The sequence below is a fragment of the Kocuria sp. CPCC 205231 genome, assembly GCF_040980965.1.
In the GTDB taxonomy this organism is placed as follows: Bacteria; Actinomycetota; Actinomycetes; order Actinomycetales; family Micrococcaceae; genus Kocuria; species Kocuria rosea.
Genome location: NZ_JAVKPP010000024.1, coordinates 1 through 24,963, shown reverse-complemented (window position 1 = coordinate 24,963; position 24,963 = coordinate 1). Strand labels below are relative to the sequence as shown.

The 24,963-nt window shown below is 63.0% G+C and carries 20 protein-coding genes, 1 pseudogene and 1 riboswitch; of the genes and pseudogenes, 10 read left to right on the top strand and 11 right to left on the bottom strand.

Annotated elements, in window-relative coordinates; all coding sequences use genetic code 11:
* The first annotated feature begins 1,071 nt into the window (after window positions 1-1,071).
* Window positions 1,072-1,184: riboswitch (SAM riboswitch) on the top strand.
* 5 nt (window positions 1,185-1,189) lie between these two features.
* From RF640_RS17545 to RF640_RS17525, 5 genes and pseudogenes are all read left to right on the top strand, one after another.
* A complete protein-coding gene (locus RF640_RS17545; RefSeq protein ID WP_062733815.1) occupies window positions 1,190-2,494 on the top strand; it encodes an O-acetylhomoserine aminocarboxypropyltransferase/cysteine synthase family protein in 1,305 nt (434 codons plus the stop codon).
* 43 nt (window positions 2,495-2,537) lie between these two features.
* Window positions 2,538-3,071: pseudogene (locus RF640_RS17540) on the top strand (PLP-dependent transferase); the annotation flags it as partial.
* A 97-nt stretch (window positions 3,072-3,168) separates the two neighbouring features.
* Complete coding sequence (locus RF640_RS17535) at window positions 3,169-4,188, top strand: DUF1852 domain-containing protein (RefSeq protein ID WP_109223200.1); 1,020 nt, start codon at window positions 3,169-3,171, stop codon at window positions 4,186-4,188.
* Window positions 4,185-5,228 carry a methionine synthase gene (locus tag RF640_RS17530; RefSeq protein ID WP_109223192.1) on the top strand — a complete coding sequence of 348 codons (1,044 nt, stop codon included), beginning with the start codon at window positions 4,185-4,187 and terminating at the stop codon, window positions 5,226-5,228. The genes RF640_RS17535 and RF640_RS17530 overlap by 4 nt, the downstream gene beginning before the upstream one ends.
* 556 nt (window positions 5,229-5,784) lie before the next feature.
* Window positions 5,785-6,228, top strand: coding sequence for a hypothetical protein (locus RF640_RS17525; RefSeq protein ID WP_229586566.1), 444 nt, complete (start codon window positions 5,785-5,787; stop codon window positions 6,226-6,228).
* 76 nt (window positions 6,229-6,304) lie between these two features.
* Here the strand turns inward: RF640_RS17525 and RF640_RS17520 are convergent, their stop codons facing one another.
* Window positions 6,305-6,907: a hypothetical protein gene (locus RF640_RS17520; RefSeq protein ID WP_229586565.1), complete on the bottom strand. Its 603-nt coding sequence runs from the start codon at window positions 6,905-6,907 to the stop codon at window positions 6,305-6,307.
* A gap of 907 nt (window positions 6,908-7,814) precedes the next feature.
* Here RF640_RS17520 and RF640_RS17515 point away from each other — a divergent pair.
* A complete protein-coding gene (locus RF640_RS17515) occupies window positions 7,815-8,774 on the top strand; it encodes a hypothetical protein (RefSeq protein WP_368828496.1) in 960 nt (319 codons plus the stop codon).
* A gap of 488 nt (window positions 8,775-9,262) precedes the next feature.
* Here the strand turns inward: RF640_RS17515 and RF640_RS17510 are convergent, their stop codons facing one another.
* The 6 genes from RF640_RS17510 to RF640_RS17485 all read right to left on the bottom strand — a co-directional run bounded on the left by RF640_RS17510 (window position 9,263) and on the right by RF640_RS17485 (window position 16,407).
* Entirely contained in the window at window positions 9,263-11,308 is a 2,046-nt protein-coding gene (locus RF640_RS17510; RefSeq protein WP_229586563.1) for a hypothetical protein, read from the bottom strand.
* Between the two features lie 685 nt (window positions 11,309-11,993).
* Window positions 11,994-13,229 (bottom strand): hypothetical protein, encoded by a 1,236-nt coding sequence (locus RF640_RS17505; RefSeq protein ID WP_368828495.1) that lies wholly within the window; start codon window positions 13,227-13,229, stop codon window positions 11,994-11,996.
* A gap of 113 nt (window positions 13,230-13,342) precedes the next feature.
* A protein-coding gene (locus RF640_RS17500) for an IS3 family transposase (protein ID WP_368828494.1) occupies window positions 13,343-14,508 on the bottom strand; the annotation gives its coding sequence in 2 pieces (ribosomal slippage) (window positions 13,343-14,232 and window positions 14,232-14,508; 1,167 coding nt in all).
* Between the two features lie 61 nt (window positions 14,509-14,569).
* Window positions 14,570-14,998 (bottom strand): hypothetical protein, encoded by a 429-nt coding sequence (locus RF640_RS17495; protein ID WP_229586644.1) that lies wholly within the window; start codon window positions 14,996-14,998, stop codon window positions 14,570-14,572.
* A 358-nt stretch (window positions 14,999-15,356) separates the two neighbouring features.
* On the bottom strand, window positions 15,357-15,935 hold the full coding sequence (locus tag RF640_RS17490; protein WP_229586643.1) for a PIN domain-containing protein: 579 nt from the start codon (window positions 15,933-15,935) through the stop codon (window positions 15,357-15,359).
* 37 nt (window positions 15,936-15,972) lie between these two features.
* Window positions 15,973-16,407 (bottom strand): excisionase family DNA-binding protein, encoded by a 435-nt coding sequence (locus tag RF640_RS17485; RefSeq protein WP_368828498.1) that lies wholly within the window; start codon window positions 16,405-16,407, stop codon window positions 15,973-15,975.
* 299 nt (window positions 16,408-16,706) lie between these two features.
* On the opposite strand from RF640_RS17485, the gene RF640_RS17480 reads away from it, so the two are divergent.
* The gene (locus tag RF640_RS17480; RefSeq protein WP_229586642.1) at window positions 16,707-17,747 is read left to right on the top strand and encodes a hypothetical protein; all 1,041 of its coding nucleotides are present in this window, start codon (window positions 16,707-16,709) and stop codon (window positions 17,745-17,747) included.
* A 209-nt stretch (window positions 17,748-17,956) separates the two neighbouring features.
* Here RF640_RS17480 and RF640_RS17475 read toward each other — a convergent pair whose 3' ends face one another.
* A complete protein-coding gene (locus RF640_RS17475) occupies window positions 17,957-18,103 on the bottom strand; it encodes a hypothetical protein (protein ID WP_229586641.1) in 147 nt (48 codons plus the stop codon).
* 35 nt (window positions 18,104-18,138) lie between these two features.
* A complete protein-coding gene (locus RF640_RS17470; RefSeq protein ID WP_368828493.1) occupies window positions 18,139-18,468 on the bottom strand; it encodes a hypothetical protein in 330 nt (109 codons plus the stop codon).
* A 224-nt stretch (window positions 18,469-18,692) separates the two neighbouring features.
* Here RF640_RS17470 and RF640_RS17465 point away from each other — a divergent pair, with 224 nt between their 5' ends.
* The 3 genes from RF640_RS17465 to RF640_RS17455 are packed head-to-tail and all read left to right on the top strand — an operon-like array spanning window position 18,693 to window position 21,363.
* On the top strand, window positions 18,693-19,082 hold the full coding sequence (locus RF640_RS17465) for a MobC family plasmid mobilization relaxosome protein (protein ID WP_017834365.1): 390 nt from the start codon (window positions 18,693-18,695) through the stop codon (window positions 19,080-19,082).
* Window positions 19,079-20,590 carry a relaxase gene (locus tag RF640_RS17460; RefSeq protein ID WP_368828492.1) on the top strand — a complete coding sequence of 504 codons (1,512 nt, stop codon included), beginning with the start codon at window positions 19,079-19,081 and terminating at the stop codon, window positions 20,588-20,590. Before RF640_RS17465 ends, RF640_RS17460 begins: the two co-directional genes overlap by 4 nt.
* A gap of 2 nt (window positions 20,591-20,592) precedes the next feature.
* Complete coding sequence (locus RF640_RS17455; RefSeq protein ID WP_368828491.1) at window positions 20,593-21,363, top strand: hypothetical protein; 771 nt, start codon at window positions 20,593-20,595, stop codon at window positions 21,361-21,363.
* A gap of 72 nt (window positions 21,364-21,435) precedes the next feature.
* Here RF640_RS17455 and mcrC read toward each other — a convergent pair whose 3' ends face one another.
* A complete protein-coding gene (gene mcrC / locus RF640_RS17450) occupies window positions 21,436-22,488 on the bottom strand; it encodes a 5-methylcytosine-specific restriction endonuclease system specificity protein McrC (RefSeq protein WP_368828490.1) in 1,053 nt (350 codons plus the stop codon).
* Window positions 22,485-24,963: AAA family ATPase (locus RF640_RS17445; protein WP_368828489.1), on the bottom strand; the 2,479-nt coding region annotated here is incomplete at its 5' end. The genes mcrC and RF640_RS17445, both read right to left, overlap by 4 nt.

Sequence of the window (24,963 nt, the reverse complement as noted above, 5' to 3'; positions counted from 1 at the left end):
TCCGGCCCCGGCCCTCTGGCTGCCACCACTTGCGCCCTTCCCGGCACTCGGAGCCGAGCGGCGACTGCCCCGACCTGTGTTCGCGATCACACACCTTTGTGGCTGGTTGTGAACGCGCGGACCCCGGGTGGTCTTGCCCTAGGACGGTGCATCGGCAATTGTTGCTTCTGACAAGGGGATTTTCGATGACCCCTTGATCTCTGGGACAGGCCGAGAACTCCACGGATCCGGGGGGATCCGACACTCCTTGGGGGATGCGGTCTGAGGCAGGGAACAGCGGGGCGGGACTGGCCGGGGGGCCATCCCGCCCCTTTCCTGTCTCCACGACCACCGTCCATCCCATGAAGCCAGGACGAAGGGCCGTGTCGCCGCGAACCGCAGATGCCTGCGCAGGGACCGGAACGCCAACGCCCCTGGAGCCCCGTCGGGCGTCGATGACCGCCGTGCCGGCACCGCAGCTCGGCCCAGGACACAAAACCCGAGCACACCCAAGACCTGACGGGAGTTCCCTGCTGCGGCCGCCCTAGCCATGGTGGCCGCCGTCTTCGGCTGGTTGGAACAGCGGAAGAAGAACGCTCGAGGAGCTGAGGGCTCCAAAGACTCATAGCGACCGGGGCTGCTTTACATATGGCCGGCTACCGGACATTGCCCGCGGGAACGATAATGCAGTTGAGGCTGGTCATACGCCGCGGGTTGCCACGGCCGAAGAGCGGGGCCGGGGAGAGCCCTCCTGTGGTGCCGGAGGACGAATCCGATGGCTCCGTGCACGGCTCCCGGGATCCGGTTGACGCCGTTCACCACGCCGTTGATGACGCCACCCCCAGGCGGGCGTCATCTTCTCCGCGCACAACGCCCTCGACGACGCCCTGGTCTTCCGTCGGGACATCACTGAGCCCACGATGAGGGCCGGGCGGCCGGCCGTCATAACCTGTCACAAACCCGGCCCGACGTCGGCCGAAGCGGCCGAGCGCGATCGCCCGGCCCGAATATGTCCCGACGTGTGGTTTTGTGACAACCGACCCCACCGTCCGTTGGACTATAGAGCCGTCCATCGAGTGGGATGAGCGCACCACACCATCCAGAGCGGCCGAGAGATCTGGCTCGATGACGCCGCAGCAACCAGTCAGCCGACCCTGGGACACCGGGACCGGCGGGCACGGTGCTACCGCCAGGACCGATGGAGGATCGAGTGAATCACCACGCCACCCAACAGGTCCACGCCGGCTACGAGCCCGAGGCCCCCTATTGGCCGGTGGCCGTGCCCATCCACCAGACGGCGGCCTACCGCTTCCCCGATCACGCCACGGCCGCCTCGATGTTCCGGCTGGAGACCCCCGGGTTCACCTACAGCCGCACGGGCAACCCCACGGTCGCCGTGTTCGAGAACCGACTGGCGGCCCTGGAGGGCGGGATCGGGGCCATCGGCACCGCCACGGGACAAGCCGCCGTCGCGCTGTCTCTGCTGACCCTGCTCCACGGCGGTAAGCACTTGGTCGCCTCCAGCCAGCTCTACGGCGGGACGGTGGACCTGCTGACGGACACCTTCGCCGACTTCGGCATCGAGGTCACTTTCGCCGACCCGGCCGACCCGCAGGCCTGGGGCGCGGCGATCCGGCCGGACACCCGCGCGTTCTTCCTGGAGTCGATCACCAACCCGCTGGCCACCGTGCCGGACCTGCCGGCGCTGGCGGACATCGCCCACGCCTCCGGGGTCCCGGTCGTGGTGGACAGCACCTTGGCGACGCCGGTCCTGTACCGGCCACTGGAACATGGTGCCGACGTGGTGGTGCACTCCGCCACGAAGTTCATCGGCGGGCACGGGGCCGTCCTCGGCGGGGCGATCGTGGACGGCGGCACCTTCGACTACGGCGCAGCCCCGGAGCGGTGGCCCCAACTGACCCGGCCCAAGGCCCGCTACGGCGGACAGGCACTCATCGACCGGCACGGCCGCGGCGCCTACCTGGCGCTGGCGCGCAGCAAGTTCCTGCACGACCTCGGCCCCTCCCTCGCCCCGGCCAGCGCCGCCCAGTTCATCCAGGGCCTGGAGACCCTCGGCGTCCGCATCGCCCGGCAGGAGGAGACCGCGCGAACGGTCGCCGAGCACTTGGCCCGGCACCCCACCGTCGGGCGCGTCCACCACCCGGCGATCCCCGGACACCCCAGCGCCGCCCTCGCCGAGAGGGACTTCCCGCACGGCACCGGCTCGGTGTTCTCCTTCGACCTGGCCGCCGGCTCCGAGGCCATCGGCCCGTTCATCGACGCTCTGGAGCTGTTCCAGCTCGTGGCCAACATCGGGGACGTGCGCTCCCTGGTCAGCCACCCGGCGACCATGACGCACTGCCGGCTCACCCCTAACCAACGCCGGGCCGCAGGCATCGCTGAGACCACGATCCGGCTGTCCATCGGACTGGAGTGTCCCGAGGACCTGATCGCCGACCTCGACCGGGCGCTGGCCACCGTACCGGCCTCGGCCCTGACCGGGGAGGCGCGCTGAGATGACCCTCCTGAACGACACAGCACAGACGGACACTGCGCCGACGGCCCGGGGACTGAAGACCTTGGGCCTGCGGATGGACCGGCACGGCGCGAACGCCGCGGAGCTGGCCGGCTGGTTGCGGGAGCACCCGGCGGTCGGGCAGGTATACTCCCCCGGGCTGCCGGAGCACCGCGGGCACGAGCTGGCGGCCCGGCAGATGGACGGATTCGGCGGGATCGTGTCCGTGCGGCTGGGCGGGGGAGAGCCCGCCGCACGGGCGTTCGCCCAGTCCACGGAGCTGTTCGCCCTGTCCGTCAGCCTCGGCGGGGTCGAGTCCCTCATCTGCTACTGCTCCAAGATGACCCACGCCTCCGTGCGAGGCACGGCCCTGGAGGTCCCGGCCGACCTGGTCCGGCTGTCCGTGGGCGTCGAGGACGTCACCGACCTGCAGGCGGACCTCGAAGCGGCACTGGAGTGCGCCGCGCGCCCCGGACCGGTCAGCGCCGCGTCACCGCCGCGGCCCGGGGAACCGGCAGCCCGGAGGCCCGGATCGACGTCGTCTGGGCAGCGCCGGGGGTGCCAGGAGCATGACTGAGGCGACTTTCGGGAGGGCAGTGCATGAGCAGCAGGGAAGGACGTTCGAGATGAGTACGGATCTGGGGGGCAGGCCCTCGGTCCACAGTGAGGAATCGATGCATCAGACCACCAGGACGAACGACTTCACGTTCGGTATCAGCACGACCCGCTTCGATGAGGACTACTGCCCGTCGTCCAGTTCCCGAGGCACGACGAACTTCGCGAACCTGGCCCGCGGCGAGAATCGTCGGCAGAACCTCCGAAATACCCTGACAATGATCAATAGTCGCTTCAACGACCTGGCCCACTGGGACAATCCCAGCCGGGATCGCTATGTCGTGGAGATCGAGATCGTCTCCGTGGACCTGCACTTCGCCGCCGACGGCGACGACGCGGTGTTCCCTTTGATCGAGGTCCTCGACGTGCAGATCCTCGACACGCTGTCCAATGTGCACATCGACGGGATCGTGGGGAACAACTTCTCGTCCTACCTCCGGGACTATGACTTCAGCGTGGTGCTGCCGGAACACCACGCGAAGGCGTCCCGGTCCAGCATCCCCGATGACTTCGGCGAATTGCACGGGAAGCTCTTCACGCACTTCCTGGACTCCGATGCCTACCGCGAGCGGTTCCCTCAGCCGCCCGTGATCTGCATCAGCGTCTCGAGCACCAAGACGTATCGTCGGCTCGAGAACCACCATCCGATCCTCGGGGTGGAGTATCGGCAGGATGAATCCTCCTTGACGGATCGATACTTCGAGAAGATGGGACTGCGGGTCCGCTACTTCATGCCCCGCGGCGCGGTCGCGCCCCTGGCGTTCTATTTCCGGGGCGATCTCCTCAATGACTATTCCAGCCTGGCACTCATCGGTCTCATCAGCACGATGGAAGCGTTCCAGAAGATCTATCGCCCGGAGATCTACAACGCCAATGCGGCGGCTGGTCGGATCTACCGGCCGAGCCTGGAGAGTCGAGACTACTCGGTGACGCAGATCGCCTACGACCGCGAGGAGCGCAGTCAGCTGGCCCTCATGCAGGGGAAGTTCACGGAGGAGCACTTCGTGAAGCCACACCAGACCCTCCTGGAGCAGTGGGCCGCGGCCCACTCCGGACGAGAGACGGAGAATCACCGATGAACACCCTGTTGCCCACCACCATCGTGGGCAGCCTGCCCAAGCCCTCCTGGCTAGCGGAAGGTGAGACGCTGTGGTCCCCTTGGAAGCTGGACGGCGAGGAACTGCGCGAGGGCAAGCGGGATGCGCTGAGCCTGGCCGTGGACGAGCAGCGCCAGGCGGGTATCGACATCGTCAGCGACGGCGAACAGACCCGTCAGCACTTTGTCACCACGTTCATCGAACACCTCAGCGGCGTCGACTTCGAACACCGGAAGACGGTGCGGATCCGTGACCGCTACGACGCGAGCGTCCCAACGGTCGTCGGCGCGGTGGGCCGTGAGCGGCCGGTTTTCCTCGACGACGCGAAGGCCCTCCGCGCGCGGACCAGCCAGCCCATCAAGTGGACGCTCCCCGGTCCCATGACCATGATCGACACCCTCTACGACAAGCACTACAGGAGTCGCGAAAAGCTCGCCTGGGAGTTCGCGAAGATCCTCAACCAGGAGGCCAAAGAGCTGGAGGCGGCGGGCGTCGACATCATCCAGTTCGACGAGCCTGCCTTCAACGTGTTCTTCGACGACCTCAAAGAGTGGGGCGTGACCGCACTGGAGCGAGCGGCCGAGGGACTGCGCAGCACAACAGCCGTGCATATCTGCTACGGCTACGGCATCAAAGCCAATACCGAGTGGAAGGCGACGCTCGGGTCGGAGTGGCGCCAGTATGAGATGTCATTCCCGCTACTCCAGCAGTCGACGATCGACATGGTCTCCCTGGAACGCCACAACTCCCGCGTCCCGGTCGAGCTCATCGAGCTGCTCCGAGGTAAGCAGGTGATGGTCGGGGCCATCGACGTCGCCAGCGACGCGATCGAAACCCCGGAGGAAGTGGCCAGCACCCTCCGGCAGGTGCTCCGGTTCGTCGATGCGGACAAGCTGTATCCGAGCACCAACTGCGGCATGGCGCCACTGGCTCGACAGGTTGCGCGAGGCAAAATGATCGCTCTCGCTGCGGGTGCGGAGATCATCCGAGCGGAACTCTCCGGAGTGACCCCCTCGAAGTGACGGCCAGCCAGGGCGTTCAAGACCCGGCGGTGAGCCCCGCCTGACGCCCGAATGAATCGTCCCCGTTAGCGGCCTCGGGAACGGACGGGACTAAACTGCCGCCCAAGCCCCCTGTCCGACGTGCTGAAGTGCCAAGACGGACCTATCGTCATCACGGGCACCATCCTGACTTGCCCGGTGCGGTAGTCCACGACCCGGCCATCGGGGTACCTGCGGGTGTTGCCGCTCTTGAAATGGTTTCAATAGTTTCTCCAAGGCAGTCGCCGGGCGCAGATGACAGTGATGGCCAAGGCGACGACAGCGGTGCCCTGCCCGGCGGGGTCGGCAGCGGCGATCGCGCGGGCATCTGCCAAGACACTGGGGCGGGTGGAGGCGGCCATGGGCACACCTTAGAAGACATCCAGTCAGGGTAACGCACCACCGCTTTACATATGGCCCGGTTAGCGGCGAACCGTGGTGCGGCAGAGGTTCCCAGGTGGTGGCCCCGAGCGAGGTCCTTGCGTATCTACGCGGGTGTGCGGCATACGGTGGGAGCTATCGAGTGGAGAGGCGTGATTTGGTGAGACGAGCCCTGCACGTGCATCCGCTGAGCACCTATCTGGTGTTCCAAGCCCTCACCCCGGTGCTGGCTCTGGCCTACGCCGCCGTCCTGTCACCGGGCGGCGGCTGGTCGGCCTGGTTGCTGTGTTGGGCGGTGCTGATGGGAGTGGGGTTGGTGTGGACCCAGCTGGTGTGGGGCCCGTGCTGGAAGGCCGGGGCCGACTACGGCTTGACTGCTGGGGTTCGCATCGCCCTGATGGCCGTCTCTGGTCTGGCGCTGATACTGCCCTTCCTGGTGCTGAACGTGGTCGTCGACCCGGTGTGGTTTCTCTACGTCGTGGTCCTGACCCCCTACGGACTGGTGGGCGGGTTGTTCGGTGGGGCCGTCCTGGCCATCAGGGACCGTGGTGCTGTTCCTGTCCCCCGTCTCTACGATGCCGCCGACGGGAACCACCGCTAAGGAGGTGGGCGCCCGCCCGCGGGTATGCCGGCTCCACCGGCGGTTCAGGTGGTGTTGCTGTCTGCCACTTGCGGGGCTACAGGCCAGGTAGCGCCAGTTGCCCGGACGCTACGGCTCGTCGACGGTCGCGCGACCCGAGCGGGGTGCAGACGCTGGCGGGTTGCTCCTCGAGGTAGCACGTCAGGTGCGGGCGGAGGGGTGGAAGGCCCAACGTCTCAGCCAGCTGCTCGACCCGAGCGAGAACGGAATCCGGGGGCATGTCTTCCCAGCGGGCGGTCTCGGTGGCCCCCCATTGGGGCATGTGGTCGCTGGTGTAAGCGGGGGAGAGCCCGAGTTCGTCCCGCCACCAGGCGATGACGGCTTGTTCGAGGTTGTAGGCGTCGTCGCCGGTGGGCACGTCTAGGCTCCAGGCGAGCTGCCAGCCGCGCCGGCGGTGTTCGTCGATGCGTGTGCCGCCGCGTTTGGCGCACCCGATCTTGACGGCGTCTCGATCCGCGACGAGATAGAGGGTGGCAGGCCCGGCGTAGGGGAACGCGCTGTTGCAGTAGCGACAGATGCCGCGGCCCGCGGCCACGTTGTTGAGGGTCGGGGTCACGGTGTGGCCGCACGCGTGGCGGCATCGCCAGGGCTTGTTGCTTCCCCGGTAGGGCTCCAGTGGTTCGAGGCGGGAGGCGTTCATGATCGCGCGTGCAGTCGGTTCTGGCATGAGAAGGCGGACGGAGGCGTCCTGGGCCGCGCAGGAGCGACAGCCGCCCTGGCCTCGTTTGGTGTTCGTGTACGTGGGGCTGACTTCGCGTCCGCAGCGTCCGTGCCGGCACCGCCACGGACGGTCCACACCGGGGAATTGCTCCAACGGTTCCAGGCCGGCCCTGCGCATGAGTACAGCCGCCTCGTCGTGGTTGAGCTGCTGGGCGGTATGGGTTGCTTCCTGTCCGCATTCGCGACAGGGTCCCTGCCCGGCGGCGAGGTTGGCCAACCGTGGGGTGACGACTCTGCCGCAAACGGTGTGCCGCGCCGGCCACGGGACCGAGGATGACCCTGGGTACGGCTGCAGCGGTTCCAGCCCATGGTCGCGGAAGTACGTTTCAGCGGACTCGGGGGACCACACGGTGAACCCTTGCTGGCTGAGCCAACAGGGTCGGCACGCGGTGCCGTTTCTGCGCACCGTATTCAGGGTCGGTGTGCGCACCTGGCCACATGGTTCGTGCCGACAACGCCAAGGTTTGTCCGCGCCGGGGTACGGCTCGAGCGGCTCGAACTGGGCTGCCCGCATGGTGCTCTCTGCTCCCTCGGCGAGGCCGGCTCGACGGTTCGCACCCCGCTTCTCACCGGCGCACCGCCGGCAAGCTCTTCCCCGCTTCCTGACGTTCGAGTACAGCGGAGCGATCGGCTCCCCGCACGGTTCATGAATGCATGGCCACGGAACACCGGAACCTGGGTACGGCACCAACGGCACGCAGCCCGCGGCGTGCATAATGCGCGCTGCCTCAGTCGGATCAACCTTGCGTGTCATCCCGCCGCCTCCCGTCCTGAGCCACACAATAAGGGACCGCCGCACCGAAAGGTGTCAGGTGAATGTTCATGCCGTGAGAATCAAAGGCGGAGGTGCCCGCCTGGATGCCAGTGACCCGCACGGATGTGTTTCGGTTCGTTTGGTCCTACAACGACTAGGGGATCATGAAGCTATGACATCAAAAGGCGAAGACTGGGCAGGGCTTTGTTGCTGGGTTGAGGAGGCACAAACTCTGTCCTCCGATCCCGCCGCGTACCCGCTTGCCAGGAACAGTCTGCTTGCAGGTGACACGAGTGGAATGCCGAACGGCATCTCCGTAGCGGCCGTTGCACGCGCGTTCCTGGACTCTGCCGTAAACGACCTTGCCACAGCCGTTTCCAGCATTACGGCAGGTCAAATTCATCCAGTCGGAGTTGCGACTCTGACACGTGGCTCCGTCGAGCTCGCAGGCGTGGGGATGTGGGTGTTAACAGGAAGCAAGCGTCAAGGACGCCAGCAGCGCGCACTCCGAGTCGCATACGACTCTGCTTTCAACGCCACTAAGTTCTTTGAGGGCCTCACTGACACGTCGAACTCGTCAGAAGGACTATTGCAGGAGAGCGCTCAAGGTGCTCAGAGCTATAGAGAAACATGCGATCAGATCGTAACGGCCGCTGTGGCTCTGGGGATAAAAAAGACAGCTGTAACGGCGCGTCTCGACAGAACGGGCCACCTAAAAAGCGTTGATGCTGCAAGGGGAACAAACTTCTACCAAAAATGGCAACTCTGTTCTGGGTACGCCCACGGCCTTGCCTGGGCTCCTGGGATCTTCAACCGTCACCTCTACGCCCATGAGATGGAGGGAGGCGGCTCACTGCAAGGCAGCCACCTCCCTGAAGACAGGGCCTTCGCCATGCTCACCTGGGGAAGACACGCCATCGAGGAGCTGCGAGGCACTTTCGCCGCGGGACGCATCTCAATGCCGGACTTCGGTGAAGATGCAACCCTGTTCTCAGGAGATCCCGAGAAAGCCCAAGAACTATTCGGGCATTGAACCTAAGGGGCGGTGCACATGGTGGACTTGGGCGCCCTGTGGCGCCCGGCCGATATCGCTCAAAGGCTTGGGTGCATCATCCGGCAGGGCAACTGAGGTCGCGGACGATCTCGACGGCCGGCTCCCTGTGCGCAGGGGAGCTAAAGGGTGATGTCTCACTTCCGGACTGACGTGCAGGGAGCAGATGCCAGTCATGTGCGGCGCCGGTACGACCTCTGGGTGAATCCAAGATTTGAAGGCCATGTAAAGCGTCCTGGGACCAGCGGCGTGTCTCTGGCGAGGCTGGGAATGCCGCACCATCAGGTGACAGGTCAGAGAGTCAACGTAAGTCGGGGCAGTCCCCCTACCCACACTCATCCGTGAAGGCCCGTATTACTTTAAAAACAAATATTTGAGTCGCCGCCCGAAGACACCTCGGGCGGCGACTCAAATAATTTAGAGCTTCGACTGAATATTCTAGCCGATGCGAAAAGTTTCAGCTTTGGTTATCATTTCAAGGCGGCTTCAATTTCTGCTACAACTGGCCCCCAAACGTCCCACACGTCTCCAATAAGCCGTTGGCCAGCGCGAGTCTTGCCGCTGAATCGATGGCTTTCATAACTAGGGTTGAGAAAAAGCATGGGACCTTCCGTCCTAATTATCTCGTGGTTCTCGAGGATCCGTAGCACATTCTGTAATTCCCCTCCCTTAATAGACTGCCGTCCTTGCAGTTTCATAATAAAAGCCCCCCGATCGCCACTGTGTCCATGTGCCCGTGTTAGATTCATAAGCATATTAAGAAATCGAACGGCTCGTGCGTTAGTATCCACAGAATCTTCCTCGTCTGGTAGATCCTGCCTATATGAGACCCATGGGTGGACGAGGTTGGTCTCGGGGGACACTTGAAGCTCGAAGTCCCCTTCCAGGGGCCAGCGTGTAATTTCCATTGGGAGGCGCAACGCCCCCTTCACCGCCAAAGTAACTCCACCGAGCGTCGTGTCTTTGCCCGTCGGTACTCCACGGTGGGCAAATTCCACAGATCCGCCCTCAATACTTAAACTGTCGCAACGTACGAACAAATCCGGTCCTAGCACCACGGAAGTGCCACGGGCAGGAATAGAAATGCTTCCATCGGTTTCTAATGTCAAACCCTCTAGGGGTCCGTAAAGCCGGATTTCACCGGTCTTGTCAGGAACGAGGGTGAAAGATACTTCCACCTGATCCTTAAGTCTCCGCAAATATATGAAAACCTGGAACAGCCCATCGCAGCCTTCCGAAACCGTCACTGCTGCAGATGTACCGCTGAACTCTCCGGCAGTAACCGACGCATGAAGGGCGGCTAGCTGCCATTCGTCAATAAGGTCGTTTTCACTGTCAAGTGTGACAAAATCAAACAATAGACCTGATTCGTTTCCGACGGCAAGAAGCCTAGGGCCGGAGATTGTCGTACCAAATCTTCGGGCCGCGACATAGGCTCGGAACACTGCACTCGCCCACCTATTTTCATCTCGGAACGGGTGGTCATCCAAGAAAGGTCGCACCCTCTCGATGTATTTTTCTCGGATTTCTGGCTTGGTAATATAACTAAGGGCCGGCTCCGAAGCCCCCGCGAGATCGTGACACAACCAGTCGACTTGTTCTTCGGGCGTATACGTCAAATTAGCATTGAGACCGAGATCGCCAGCCACGGGTTGCAGCTTTTTTTGATCACGTTCGAGTAATCCAGTAAGAATTCGACCCAGCTCTTTGAGGTGCCGAGCATCTTGGTTCGACTCTCCAAACATTGCTGGAATGGAGTACAGGTTCGCATTATCGTGGAGTGCGGCGGCTACTGCGTCTAGGACAGGGGCATAGCCAGCAAAGGTCTGAGCGGTTTCATCCGGAACGGCACCAACAAGCGAATTAAGTACGGCGTCCCGTGCGGGCGCATAATGCACCGATTTGACTGCTTCGGGCTTGCGCCGACAAACTACCCCATCGATATATTGGATTCGTTCCTCAGGGCCGAAGTGAGAAATTTCCAACCACGCAATATTACGACCAGCTTCCGCAAGATTAAGCCACACTTCCTCCAGGGTTCGTTCCCGTCCAAGAAGGACGAAACGGCAACTCGAGAGGCTTCTATTTGAAAGTGACTCGAGAAACTCCATCCAAGACGTTCCGGATACCCGGGATCGTGCTTCATCGAGTGAGTCGATAATGACAGTTGGTCGTAATCCGTCAAGACGGGACTCCACTTCAGTGGTACCAAGGTACTGGCTCAGTACAAAGTCTAGAGACGTTCCGCTGACGGCCTTGTCCTGCTCTAGCTTCCATAGTGGGCTGCCAATCTGTCGCGCCAACTCAGCGGCGGCAGTACTTTTTCCAGCGGCCCCTCGAGCCGAGACCAGAATGACATCGGAGGTAAGATCTCCTAGACTTTCCTTGATGAGTAACTCGGGATTGACAAAGGATGTAGCAGTATTTACGTGTCCGAAGGCATTCTGTTTTTTGCCTTTTAGGCCAGTGCCTTGGAGCGCATGGACAAGATCGCCAAAGTTCAAGTGTTTTTCCACTCCCTAATCCAAGCGCAATTGCTGCTAAAAATCAATGGTTCCTAGAGCGGCCTCCTCATCCCCGTTGCCTGCTGACGGCTTCCAAGGGCGCTGGTTCCACTTCAACTTCGTGTGTACACCACGTTGGTGCAACATCTTTTAGCCTCACGATGAGTGCATTTGATGCTATACCCCAATCTCCGAGCATGCTGGGGAGGGGTAACTGTGAACAGGTCTTACGCCTTTGGCTCAAACTGTATCGCTGGCCCCTTCTCCCACCAACTACTGATGGGAGGTCTGTAGCCAGCAAAGCCCAGGGCGGCTCAACACTAACTTCACATATGGCGGACTACCGGTCTTCACGAAGTTGACGGCGCAATAGGAGTGCCGAACTGGATGCGCTCACAGCCGGCGGCTTCCATGGCCCGGGTCTGCAGCGCCGGGTCGTGCTCGGCCGAGCTCACTCGCGCGTAGTCCAGGCGTGTCGCCAGTTTCCCTCCCCGTTGTCCCCCGTCAAAGGGGGCCTCGCTGTACCAGCGGATCTGGGAGCTGCCGTAAACCACGACCATCGGAGGCCGTTTTCTGGGGCCGGATCCGAACGTGTCCATACTGTGAATGAACCTCGTTCGGAAATAACGCAACGGCTGGCGTTGGTCGCAGATAAATGACAATGACAGCTTTACTGAAGGCCCCAGGTTATTTTTCCTCAGGGCGCTTCCTGTATCAGTTTAAGCATGGCCTCGGTGTCATTTTCACCGTTCCACACCGAGTAGTGGCCGCGTTGCCGTTCAATGTTGTTTCGAACGGCTTGATCCGGCAGGTCTCGAAAAATGAAAATCGAAAGGACCCGATTGTTGTTTTCTCCATTTCGTTGAATCGCCATGATTTTCGAACGTTGCGCCACGGTCGACCTTTGTGGAAATATATAGATATTGAAGCGCATTCCGTCTGAGGGCCTACGGAGTATGGCATCTGGATCTGCCAACGAGTCGGATCGTGTGGAATTTTCAACCTGGTACCTTTTCTCTCCCTGTTCCGCAAATAAAGTTTGCATCACCTCGTTTCTGTAGAGTTGCCCTTCTGCCACAGCGGAGAATGCAGGGGTTCCATTCGTGGCCTCTAGATAGTTCGCAACAGCCTCGTTGATTCGCTCCACTGATCCAGCGTCATTCAACCACGGGCGGATTCGACGCTCAGACGCGCCTGTCTGCAGCTCGTCCTGCGCGGAATTTTCTGCTTCCAAAAGTGCCTTTTCGACTCTCCGAACTCTGTCTTCGAGACTAATTAGTGATTTATATTCTTCCTGGTTTTGCTTTTTTTTCGATTTTTGCGTTTCAGTTCGACTCGTCCACAGCTGGCTCGGTCCAATTTCTGCGACCGACTGAGTTAAATGACCTACGAGAATACCACATGCCGTTTTCTGTGTGTCATTGGGGGCCCATTTTTGAAGATCCACAAGAAAACTCATGGCTAATTCAGGTGGCAATTCCGGATCATCTGATCGTTTTGCCAATGCTCGAGAGGTAACCCATTCAAAGCTTTCCCACCATGTGCGGTTTTCTTCGATTTCCTTATCGTGATTCAAGCGAGTATCGTCCGCTTCCCGTGTACTTTTGATCTGTCGATTTAGCATGGCTGCGGCGATGCTGGCGGCAATCACGGCGGCGAGGCCAGCTGCCCCAGGGCTGGTAAGAAACTCCGTCGCTGCGACATCCCATCCCCACCCAGCCCTAGAGATTCTCATCCCCACCATCCCGCTCATCACTCCCAAGATGGACACGGCAATTCCATATACCAACCATCGGAAGGGCCACTTGGTTTGGTAGAAAAGGACGATGTGCGAGTACCACTTTGGCACGGTCTTGCGGAGCCATTGCATGGGAGAGACCGTGAAGCGGCCAGGGGGGCGACCTTCGGTCGCAGGAGTGGAATTTGCGGGCATGTACATAGTTTCCCAGTTGATGCCCGTTGTCGCGCTACGTTTAACGTTCGGGACTGATGCACCGATAGGTGACAGGTTGACCTGACCTATGGTTTGGTTGCCAGTCGTGGTCGCTAGCTTCCAGCGGTGGTGAGTGCCTGCGGCGTTCGAGCGAGGTCGTATTCGTGCGGGGTGGCGTACTCGAGTGCGGAGTGTCGGCGGCGTCGGTTGTAGAACACTTCGATGTACTCAAAGATCGCGTTCGCCAGCTCGATCCGGGTCTTCCACTTCCGACGGTTCAGCAGTTCGATCTGCATCGTCGACCAGAAGGATTCCATCATGGCATTGTCGAGGCCGTCGCCGACGGTGCCGAACGAGGGCAGCAGTCCGGCCGAGCGGATCTTCTGCGTGAACACCCACGAGGTGAATTGGACCCCGTGGTCGGCGTGGACGATTCCGCCGGCACCGGGCTTCCGGGCGCGGATGGCCATGTCCAGGGCATTGATGACCAGGGTGGAGTCCTGCTTGGAGTCGATGGCCCAGCCGATGATCTTGCGGCTGCAGGCGTCCAGCACCGCCGCGCAGTAGACCTTGCCCTCGCGGGTGGGATGCTCGGTGATGTCCGTGACCCACAGTTCGTTCAGCGCCAGGCGGTGGAACTTCCGGTTGACGAGGTCGTCGGCGGTCGCCACGCCTCGGAGGCGCTTGATGCGCGCCGGGCCGGGCAGTCCGCCGATCCTGGCTTGTGTCATCAGCGCGGAGATGAGCCGGCTCGAGCAGGGGATGCCCATGCCAATGGTGAGTTCCGCGTGGATGCGGCGGTAGCCGTAGGTGCCCCGAGAGGCCACGTGAATCTCGCGGATCAGCCCGGTGAGCCAGCGTCGGCGCAGTTCCGTGGAGCTGGTCGGACGCTTGCGGTACCGGTAGTAGCCCTGGCGGGAGACGCCCAGGATGCGGCAACAGGTGTGGACCGGAGCCCCGGCGTCGACGAGACGATCGATCACCGGGTGCGCCCTTTTGGGGGGACTCCGCCCTCCTCATCGAGCCAGGTGGCCGCGTGGCGGATGATCGCGAGCTCCTGCTCAAGCTGGCGGATCCGGCCCCGGGCCGCCCGGAGCTCAGCCGATTCCTGGGTGCTGCGCCCGGGCCGGCGGCCCTGATCGATGTCGTCCTGGCGCAACCAGGAATGGAGCGTGACAGGGTGGATACCAAGATCAGCCGCGGTCTGCTTGACCTGGCGGCCCTCACGCACGAGAGCGATCGCTCGTGCACGGAACTCAGGAGGGTAGGGGCGGGGCATAGCGGTGAGCCTTCCATGAAGGCCTTCGACTAGCGACCGCCACTGGAAACCAAACCGTAGGTCAGGTCAAGGTGTCACCGAACCGTGCATCAGTCCCATCGGCCCGGTGATGTCCTTCGGGCGGGCGGTGACATCCGGCAAGGACCTTCCGTTCGGCGGCGACCGCGTCGATCCGGCCGCCCTTGCCCAGGCGGACACGAATGTAACGGTGAGGCTGGTGGACCTCGAACACGGTGATGGCTGCCTCGGTCAGGATCCTGACGAGACGGGTTCCGTAGCCGCCCGAGCACCCGATGCCGACGCTGGAGACGACGTCGTGGTCCATTAGCCAGTCCACTAGTTCGCGGCGGTCGGCCAGCGTCGTAGCGAACTCGGCGGGAGGCAGCAGCAAGCCGGTTTCCTCCAGCACCGCAGCGTGATTGACCTGTGAGTGGGTGTCGACGCAGCCGCCGGCCGTTGTCTGTTGAAGCGGGTCCAGGGCAGAGGTCATGTGCATGGGAAGGACATTTCCCTGTCGTCCCGGCCACCCAGGGCACCGGACAGGGTAGTGAGGAGCCGACTCTTGTCGAGGGCGCGCACCTATGAAGCCACGGCGCCCGTGCCTGAGGACGGACCGGAGCAGGTTCCGGATACGACAGTGAGGCATGTCGCGCACTGGACATCGCCATCTCTGCCCGGAGCGGTGAGTCGGTCAGACTTAAGCCATCGCCCCGAAGCCTGTTCCAATTCTCCCTGTCAGAACTTGTGGCAGAGGTAGTCGGTTGCTGATCCGACGCCTACTCGCCTTGACGGGGTGAGTAGTGCCGGGACCACCGGAGTCAGAGCGAATCATCGGGGAGGGGGAACAGTCAGTCCCGTAGGTGGTTGGCAACGCGGAGCGCAAAGTTAGGGGCTCCTGCCCTGCGTAGGTCACCAGCTAGGTCGGCTTCCTGACTTTCCTTTAGGCAGTGGGTTAACTGCTGAGCAGTGACTTCGTGCACGAGGTCAGGAGCGGAATCATCTATGAGTACCAGAAATTCATCCGGAGTCCATACCTCATAGGGTAATGTGTTCGGGTCGATCTCGGGTGGCAAAAGGTCTTGGCCGATGTCCGTCAGAATGATATGTGCGCCACAGGCCACCGCAGCAGAGTGAATGTGAGCGTCAGAGACATTGTGTCCGGGGAAGGCCGGGTCGATGTCGTACTCCTCGACCAGGCCTCCCTCGAGCACTCGTTCTATCAACCGTCGGATATCCAAAATCTTTTGTCCTGACCAGTCCGGATGCTCGCAACGCAGGCTGGTCAGGACGGTGGACAGGATGTCCTCGGTGTATCTAGCACGGAAGATAGAACTTTCCGGAGTGATATACAACGAAAGGATCCAACGACGCAAGGTGACTGAGAAGAGCGCACCGGCGTCAATCAAGACAATTTGAGGACCCATCATGGACCCAGGCTACTTGGGTCCGCCGACGATCGGTGAGCTAACAGCCCAAATCCCGTTCAATTTGACGCAGCTCGTTGAAAGCTTGCATCCGGCGATCGGACCGCGCTTGCCTAGCTGCCAGGACATCCTCGGTGAGTAGACGCGTGTGCGAGCCAACCTTGTGAGCTCGCAACTCGCCTCGCTCAATCATCTTCATGAGGGTTGGACGAGAGATGTCCAGAAGCTCAGCGGCTGTAGTGGTGGTCAGCTCCTTGGGTAGCGAGCCCACAGTGATTGTCCCGCCTTCAGCAAGTACGCGCACAATGCGAGAGATGACGTGTGACAGCTCTGGGGGCACAGTGGAAGGGCTCCCATGGGACTCGACGCTCAGACGGGCATCGCCCGTTAGCGTGGGGGCAACCTCGCGAGCCTGGTCCACTTCCTCCGGGGAAGCGAGGACCTGCTCGCTAGGAGAGTGAAGGGTGGTGACCATCATGGCTCCTGGCGATAGCAAAACCGTACCGGTCGGTACGGACCGTACCAATTGGGTACAGGCAACACGCTAGGACATTGCACTTACAAGTGCAATGGTCTACGTCACAGTGCATCTTCTGACTTGTGACAACGGTCACAAGGGCCGTGAAGCCCTCGGGGTAGCGGCCACGGGCCATAATTTCCTGCTGGACAGCGGGCGTATGCATTGCTGACCTCCTGGCTACGCTCGTTGAGAGACTCCGTATCTGTGTCAGATTCCGGCCGGCCTCGCGCATCGAAGCCCATGCCGCCGCCGACATGCGCACACCCATCCAGGCTTGGGCGGTGCATCTCGTGGACCTGGATGCCCCGTGGCGCCCAGCCGACATCGCCCAGCGCCACGGACGCATCATCCGGCAGGGCAATCAGAACCTGGAGGTCGCGATCTCCCAGGTGGTGACCAAGGGGTCCTTCGACACCTTCATGTGGCAGACGTTGGAGCGGAAATCGAAGTTCATCGACCAGATCATGCGCGGGCGCCTGGACGTGCGCGAGATCGAAGACGTCGGGGACAACACCCTGTCCTTCGCCGAGGTGAAGGCGATCTCCAGCGGCAATCCGTTGATCCTGGAAAAGTCGAAAGCCGACCAGGAGCTCGCCCGATTGGAGCGGTTGAATCGGGCCTGGCACCGCAACCAGTCCTCACTGGTGTTCCGCAAAGACGCCGCCCAGGCGCGCGCCGACGCGGCTGAGGCGTGGCAACGGTGGGCCGGCGTCCACGCCACCTCACGCCCGCCCCGGGCCGGGGAGACTGACCTCGGAGTCGCCGGGCGCATCGGCGGTCACGACATCCGGGTGGTGCAGCGCCCGGGGAACCTGACCGATCTCAGTGCGTCCCCGGTGGAGCTACGCATCGACGACGCCCCCGGTGTCGCCGTGGAAGTCACCCGGGCGACGTCGCTGAACCCGAGTGTGGGCATGATCCAACGGCTGGAGAACCAGGTGCGGGCACTGCCCGAGGAAGTCACCAAACGCGAAGCCCGACTGGGCTCCGCCCGGCAGGAAGTCGTCGACGCCCGGGAGGCGTTGGACGTGCCGTTCAAGCACCAGGAAGCACTGGAATCCGCCCGATGGGAGGTCGAGCGGATCGGGCGCGCGATGCGCGGAGAGGAGACGCCGCAACCGACTTTGGATCCGGAGCTGGAGGCGTTGAAGAAACGGATGCGCATCAACTTCCCCGACGCTTCCAGTGCGGGTCGCAGCAGTGCCAGCAGTGGCGACAACGGCTCCGAGCGTCCGCTCGAGGTGGCGCGGCGGCACGACGAGCAGCGTCCCCAACAGGGCGGCTTGGAGCTGTAAATACTCGCTCTGCTTGGTCTGTTCAGATGGACGATGCCCGCTCCCCATTGGGGAAGCGGGCATCGTCGTTGCGTGGTGACCACGTGCTCGGGAAGCCGTCCACAGCTGGCGGGAGCGGAAGGGTCATGGTCGCGCGTGAGGCGACCTGTCGGCTGTGGTCGGGTGGTCGGATGGGGTGCTTGTGCCCATGTGGGCACGGGGCCAGAAACTCAGCCACGGTGGTCTATCTGGCGTTCCGCTCGACCCTGGCGTGCTTCACGCCAGATGACGAGCAGCGAGACCACCAGGATCAGGCCGGAAAACAATCCGATTTTCGAGCCTCGGGTCACCAGGACGATGGAGACGATCAGGAGCACCCCGTAGCTCGTGGTGAGAACCCAGCGACTGGCCGTCACTGCTCCGGCTCGGTGCCGCCGCCGTTCTGCGCGGACGAGGCGTGAGTGTCCGGGGAGGTCGGGATGGCCTTTCGCCGGCGCTGCACACGCTGCACCTTCTCAGGCGCGGAAAGTCCAATCTTGCGCAGCTCCTCGGCGCTCCAGCCGCCGTTGTTGACGGCGGCCTGGAACGCGGCGGTGTCGTTCTTTTCGGCCTCTTTGAGGGCCTCGCGGGCCTCATCGAGGGCGCCGCGTGCGGTGATCGCCCGGCGGATGTAGTCCATCCGGTCGTTGAGCAGCCGCTGGGCGGCTTCCTCTGCCTGCTGGGGGTCAGTGAGCTTGGCCATGCCCCCAGGTTAACGGACGCACACCGTTCGTTCCAGAGACCACGCCCGCACAGCTGCCGCTTCGCACCCGGGGTGCCCCAGCGGAGCCAGCGGAGCAAAGCTATGTTTTATGTGCCATAAAGCGAGTGCACCGCTAGCCCGTCGGCCTTTGCGGTGGCACACTGGTCGTGTGGGGCCCACCGGAGTGGGGGCGCTGCGCTGGGCCGGCAAGGAGAGGAGGTGCTGTGGTGGAGCAGGAGAATCCGCGCCACGTGTGGAAGTCGAGGCGCAAGCGGATCGAGGGCAAGACCCAGTACGTCCGGGTGTCCATGTCGGAGTCGGAGCGTGCTCAGTTGATGGTGCTGGAGCAGCAAACCGGGCTGTCACCTTCGGCGCTGATGGTCGAGGCGGTGTTCGGTTCAGCCGACCCAGTGGCGGTGCAGTTGCGGCGGAACCAGCTGGTCGAGTTGCTGGCGATGCGCCGGCTGATGGCCACGATTTCGAACAACGTGAATCAGATCGCTCGGCATGCCAACAGCACCGGTGAGGTGCTGCCGGAGGCGGTCGAGACGATGCGGGAGGCTCGGCGGTTCGGTGAGGAAGTGCTGGCGAAACTTGAGGAGCTCGCGCCATGATTCCGAACATCACCAAGGGTGACAAGCCGGTCGGGCTGATGAAGTATCTCGTGGGCCCGGGTAGGGCCAACGAGCACACCGACCCGCACCTGATCAATGGCTCGCCGCTCATCATGTCGTGGTACGACGATGTGCAGCTCAATGAGGAAGCCGCGGTGGGGATCGCCCGCGAGGTGGATCTGAACCGGCGGATGCTGGGGTTTGATGCAGACACCAAGCACATCTGGCACTGTTCCCTGTCGATCCCGTACCAGGACCGGGAGGTCACCGATCAGGAATGGTCGGACATCGCCCAGCGATTCATGGACGAGATGGACTTCACCGAGGCCGGGGCCAAGGCCCCGTGCCAATGGGTTGCGGTGCATCACGGGCGCTCCACCAAGGGCAACGACCACATCCACATCATGGCCTCCACGATCCGGGAGGACGGCACGAAGTGGGCCGACGGCAACGACTACGCGCGGGCGCAGAAGGCCGCCCGGGGCATCGAGAAGGACTTCAACCTCATCCAGCTCGGCAACCACTCCGAACGGTGGCTGCAGCAAGGCGAGATCGCTCGGGACAGCACCAGGGAGCCGACCCGGTTCGCGCTGGAGCGCACCGTGCGGGCGTGCGCGGTGGCCGCCGAATCAGAAGCGCAGTTCGTACGTCAGATGCGTCGGGCGAACCTGTTGGTGCACCCGAGGTTCGCCGCTGGCACTGACTCGGTGGTGACCGGGTACTCGGTGGCGGAGCGTCCGCCGAAGGGGATGAGGCCGCTGTGGTTCGGGGGCGGCAAGCTCGCCCAGGACCTCACCCTGCCCTCCCTGCGCACCCGCTGGCCCGACACCCCGGTCTCGGCGCAGGAGGCCTCGGATGAATGGATGGCGGCCAAGCGGCACCGACGCATCGTTCACCCCGACGCACCCGGTGCGGCCCTGGACGAGGAGACCGCCCGGCGGTTGGCCGGGGAGCTGAAAGAGGTGCGCCGGCGGCTGGTGAAGATCGCCCCGGACGACCACCAATCGTGGGCGCACGCGGCCCGTGAAGCCTCCGGGGTGTTCGCCGCCTGGTCCCATGCGACCGAGGACGGACAGGGGCCGCTGGGACGGACTGCCCGGGTGCTGGCCCGGTCCGCGCATCGGTCCGGGGTGAAGATCACCACCCCGCTTCAGGCGCCGCTGCGCACCAGTGGCACCACGGCCTTCTTATTGGCGGCCACGCGGGCTCCGTCCCCGATGGCGCAGGCGCTCATCATGCAGCAGATGCTGCGGATGACCCGGGCGTTCCAGGACATGCACCAGGCCAACAAAGAGCTGCGCGAGACGCAGCTGATCGTGGACGCCTTCCAGCAGCACCTCTCGGTCGTGGCGGAGCCCCTGCCCGATGTGCAGCGTGACCCGAGGCAGGGTGCCGCGCACGCCGGTCCCACCCGCCACCGTGGTGCGCTGCGTGAGACCCAAGGCCCGACCATTGAGCACCCCTACGTTGACCACACCCCCCGTACGGACCACGGAATGGAGCTGTAGAGATGAGCACACAACCCGACGGCGTGAACGACCTGCTCTCCCGGGACCTCCAAGCGGCGATGGCCGTGGCCGGGCGCTGGGGCGAGATGATGGCCCGCCAGCGTGCCGAACAACTCCGCCAACGTGTCACGGAGCAGCAGCACCGGCGGCGTGAGCTCGAGGAGCGCTTCGAGGCCGAACGCGCCGTGATGCGCACCGAGCTCGCACCGGTGGAGCAGGACCGGTTCTGGGAGAACGCCAAGCCGGAAGACATCGCTGCCCACTACGGGCTGGCCCGGCAGTGGGAGCACCACGACGAGGTCGCCCGCACCGCGCGAGGACGGATCGAGACAGAGGTGAAGGAACGCCACGGGTTGAGCGTGGAGGACTACCTCGCAGAACGCACTCCAGAGCATCAGCGCACGGATTCCGTGGAGCAAGAGACCGCCGCACGCGAGACAGTGGACGCACAGCGCGACCACGCCGCAGCCGCTCTGAACGCCGCTGAGGCTGGCCGTGGCGATCTCCAGAACGACACCAATGCCCGCAATGCGGCCGCCGAGGCTGAGCAGCTGTGGGACTCCGGGGACCGGCGCGCCAACCTGGCCAGTCGACTCATGGACGCCCTCGGCGGCACCGAGGAAGGCCGTGATGGCGTGCGCGCACGCCTGGCGGCGGACCGGGACCAGGGCACGCCCCCGATCGACGCCGTGCGATCCACCCAACGCGGCCCCAAAGCGCGGAAGAACACCGGGCGCGCAGGGGGACGGGAGAGAGGCCTGGAACTGGGCTAAAGGCTTCCGGGAAGCAGATAAGGGGGCGCCTGAATTTCTGCCAGCTGTGCGAACAGCGAGAACGATGACACGTTAGGGGTCAAGCCATGTGGCTACGTCGTCGAGTTGTGCACGAAGGAGCTCCCACGACTGGTTGAGGTCGATGGTTCGAGCACCGATGCGATTTCCCTGGACGACGACGTCGAGGTCGGGCTGCTGAGGAGCCTCAGTGCGTGCGTAGAGCAGCATGCCGCTGACGGACCCGTCACGATTGACGTCGGCGTTTTTCGTGTACGTCAGCACCTGGTAGAGATTGGCCGAGTGGACGGTCGCCTTGCCCCACATGCCGACCTGCATCGATTGCCCGTAGTACTTTGCGTCGATGATGAGCTTTCGCTTCCCCCGCTGCAGCGTGACGTCGGTGCGCATCGCCGGGAGCTGCTCGGCTCCAAGAGCGCTTGCATCGTCGTAATCCCAGGCGACGGATGCCGCGCCTGGCGAGAGCTCCGGGTAGTGGACGGAGTAGTACCCGCGCAAGAAGCGCTCGTATAAAGCGCTCATGGCATCGTCCGAGACCCAGGAGGTGAGTTTTGTGGTTCCGGAGTCCTCGGTGGGCAGGAGCCCGCGGACGATCAGTTCACAGACCCCGAGGAGTAAGCGGTAGGCAGTGTTGGTGCGGTGATAGGTGAGTGCGCTCCAGCGAATTGATGTCGGCGGGACCAACGTCACGGCATCGAGATAGGGGAGGAGGCGCCGCAATGCACCTTTCCGCGAGGTGGAGAGTTCGCCATGGCGGATGAGGAGAACGATGACTGACTTCAGCGCCCGATTGTGAGGCGTGTCCGGCTCGTACTCGTCGAACTCGCATACCAGCCGCCCCCGGGTCGTGGAGCGGGCGGCGACAGTGCGACTGATGTTGATGCGGCCCCTGACGGTGGCGAGCTCATCGCCGTGCGGAAGGTAGTCACGGTGAAGGCCGCGCTTCACCTGGGTGCCGACGCCACGCACAAGGATTTCCGCAAGCAGATCATGAAGGTGATCGAATTGCTCAGCCTCGATCTGGTCCCTGCCTTCGCTGTGCATCGCCCGGAATGCGTACGCCAACATGACGTACACATTGCGGATAGCGATCGTCCGGTCGATCATGCGACAGCAGTCCGGAGCTTACCTGCCCACTCCTCGGCCCTGATCGGCTCATCGAACCAGTACTCGTCGAGCAAGGGAATGAGTTCGTCCTCGACGACCGAGTACAGCCACGCGTCGTCGCTGTCGCTATCTGTGGGCTGAGACAGGAAGCTGTGTCCGATGGCGAACCCCTGGCCGAGCGCCGGGTCGTCCGCAATCGTGGCATTGAGGTCAATAACGACCTCAACAAGGCGGTCCAGTGTGGGGCTACCGGCCTCCTGCTGCCAGCGTGTAAACCCAGCCGAGTCGAAGCCTGGGGCCATCTCGAAGAATCCAAAGCGGCGGCGCAGCGCATAGTCCAGGACGGCAAGGCTACGGTCGGCAGTGTTCATCATGCCGATAACGTGCACGTTGGAGGGAACGGAGAACGTCTCGTTCTTGTACAGAAGACGCAGTTCGTGCCCGCGCTTGTCGGCTTCGATGAGCATGAGCAGCTCGCCGAAGATCTTGGAGATGTTGCCGCGGTTAATTTCGTCCACGATGAAGAAGTACGGCCGGTCAGCGTCGTCGGCGCGGGCTGCCTCGCAGAATCGATAGAACGGTCCCTCGGTAAGCGTGAATCCGCCGGTTTCGGTAGGTCGGTATCCCATCATGAAGTCCTCGTATGAGTAGCTCTGATGAAACTGGACCATTTGCACCCGGCTCGGGTCTTTTGCACCCATGATCGAATACGCCAGGCGTTTGGCCGCGAACGTCTTCCCGACCCCGGGAGGTCCGGCGAGGATCACGTTCTTCTTGCGCGTCAGCAAGCCGCGAAGGCGCTCGTATCGATCCTCAGGCAGGTAGACCTCACTTAGGAATGCCGCCTTGTCGTAGCCTGGAAGTGGCGTGGATATGACGGGCCCCTCCACTTCCACCTCATCGGTGACGAGAGCCTCGAGTTTCTCGACGTAGCCGTGATACGTCGTGATGTCGGTGAGCGTCTTCATTACGGCGTCCCCGGGGTGCTCCCAAGACCCTATGTGGGTCCACCTCACCGAGCGGACGTGTCGAAACGAGGCGCGGGCCGGCTCGAACCGCGCCTCGGAGGTGACTACGCCACGTCCGACGATCTCCCGTCTCCCACGTTTGGCGTAGACGACGTCACCCACGGCAATATCATTCTGGAACTGCCACACCGCGAGAACGTCGTTTTTCATCAATCCGCCGGTCTCCTCGACATCGAGCGCTCGACGTATCGCCTCCCGGCTCGGATACGTCGAGAGGTCGTCGAGTTGATCCCAACCGATTGCCATGATGCCGTTCGCTGAAAACTCCTCCCACTCCGACGCCTGCGCCCCGGGGGAAAATAGCCAGTAGTGACGCGGACGAGGCTCGTTCAGCTTGGCAACCTCATCCGCCGTTGAGGCGGCCTCGGTCGGAGATGAATCCCAGAGCTCCCTCACCCCTGGTGACCAGAAATGGAAGGGTCCCTCGATCTCGCGAGTCAGCGCGGCGCGGACCGCCAGCAGGTCGCGGTCAATCGATGCCGGGGTCTTACCCGTCGACCCGCCAATCCGATCGGCAAGGCCATCGCGAATCCTCGTTTTCATCCCCGTCGACGAAATTGGTTCGAACACGTCCGGTCGAGCGAGAAACTGCAACGGGTTGCGCATATCGGAGCGGTCTTTGCCTGAAGCGAGCATGACGCGCTGCAGATCCCACGGATCAGTCCGCGCCGCCTCACGCTCAGCCTCGGACAAGCCGCTCCAATGGCGCACAAAGGTCGCAGCCCAGATGACGTGTCGCCACAGTTCCCCGTTGTACCAGGACCCCGGCTCGAATCCAGCGATCCCCGCAGGGCGGGCGAGCCAGGACGACATCGGCTCCGGGACGGTCGCCGGTTCCTCGAGATGGGATAGGACCCGCTCGATGTGCGCCCGGCGAGTCCCTGGTAAGGCCGCCCGTAGAGGATGTTCGCGCAAGAAGACGAGCTCGGCGGCAAGGAGCACTACCTCTCTAGGAGCATCCCGGAGCTGCAGGTCGAGCTTGTCCCACTGCCCCTGGCCCGTCCCGATGATCGGGTTATCCCCAATCCTGGCCCGAAGCTCCTCAGCCGCCTCAGCCGTCCAGATAGTTGTAGCCGGGTCGATTACCGATCTACCGTCTCCGAGCATGTGACTGATCACCTCGCCGGCCTCGCGTGCAATCGACATGTCAGGGGTCGGTCTCGACGCTGCGATGGCTGCGTACAGGTCCTCGTTGAACTGCTCGGTAGTCATCCCTGTATTCTTCACGCTCGTGACGCAAACTGTGAATGTGGTCGAGCGACCCGCAGGGTCCAGTTGACGTCGGTACACGGCCGCCAGCTGCTCGGTCATGAACTCCGCCACGTTCGCGTAGAACAGCTCCGCAGGAGACTGTTCCTCGACGTCCTCGTTGCCCTTGTCGACGGCACGTGAAAACTGACCCTGTGGCGGCAGACGAAGTTTGACCCCCTGCCGGACCCTGTCCTCA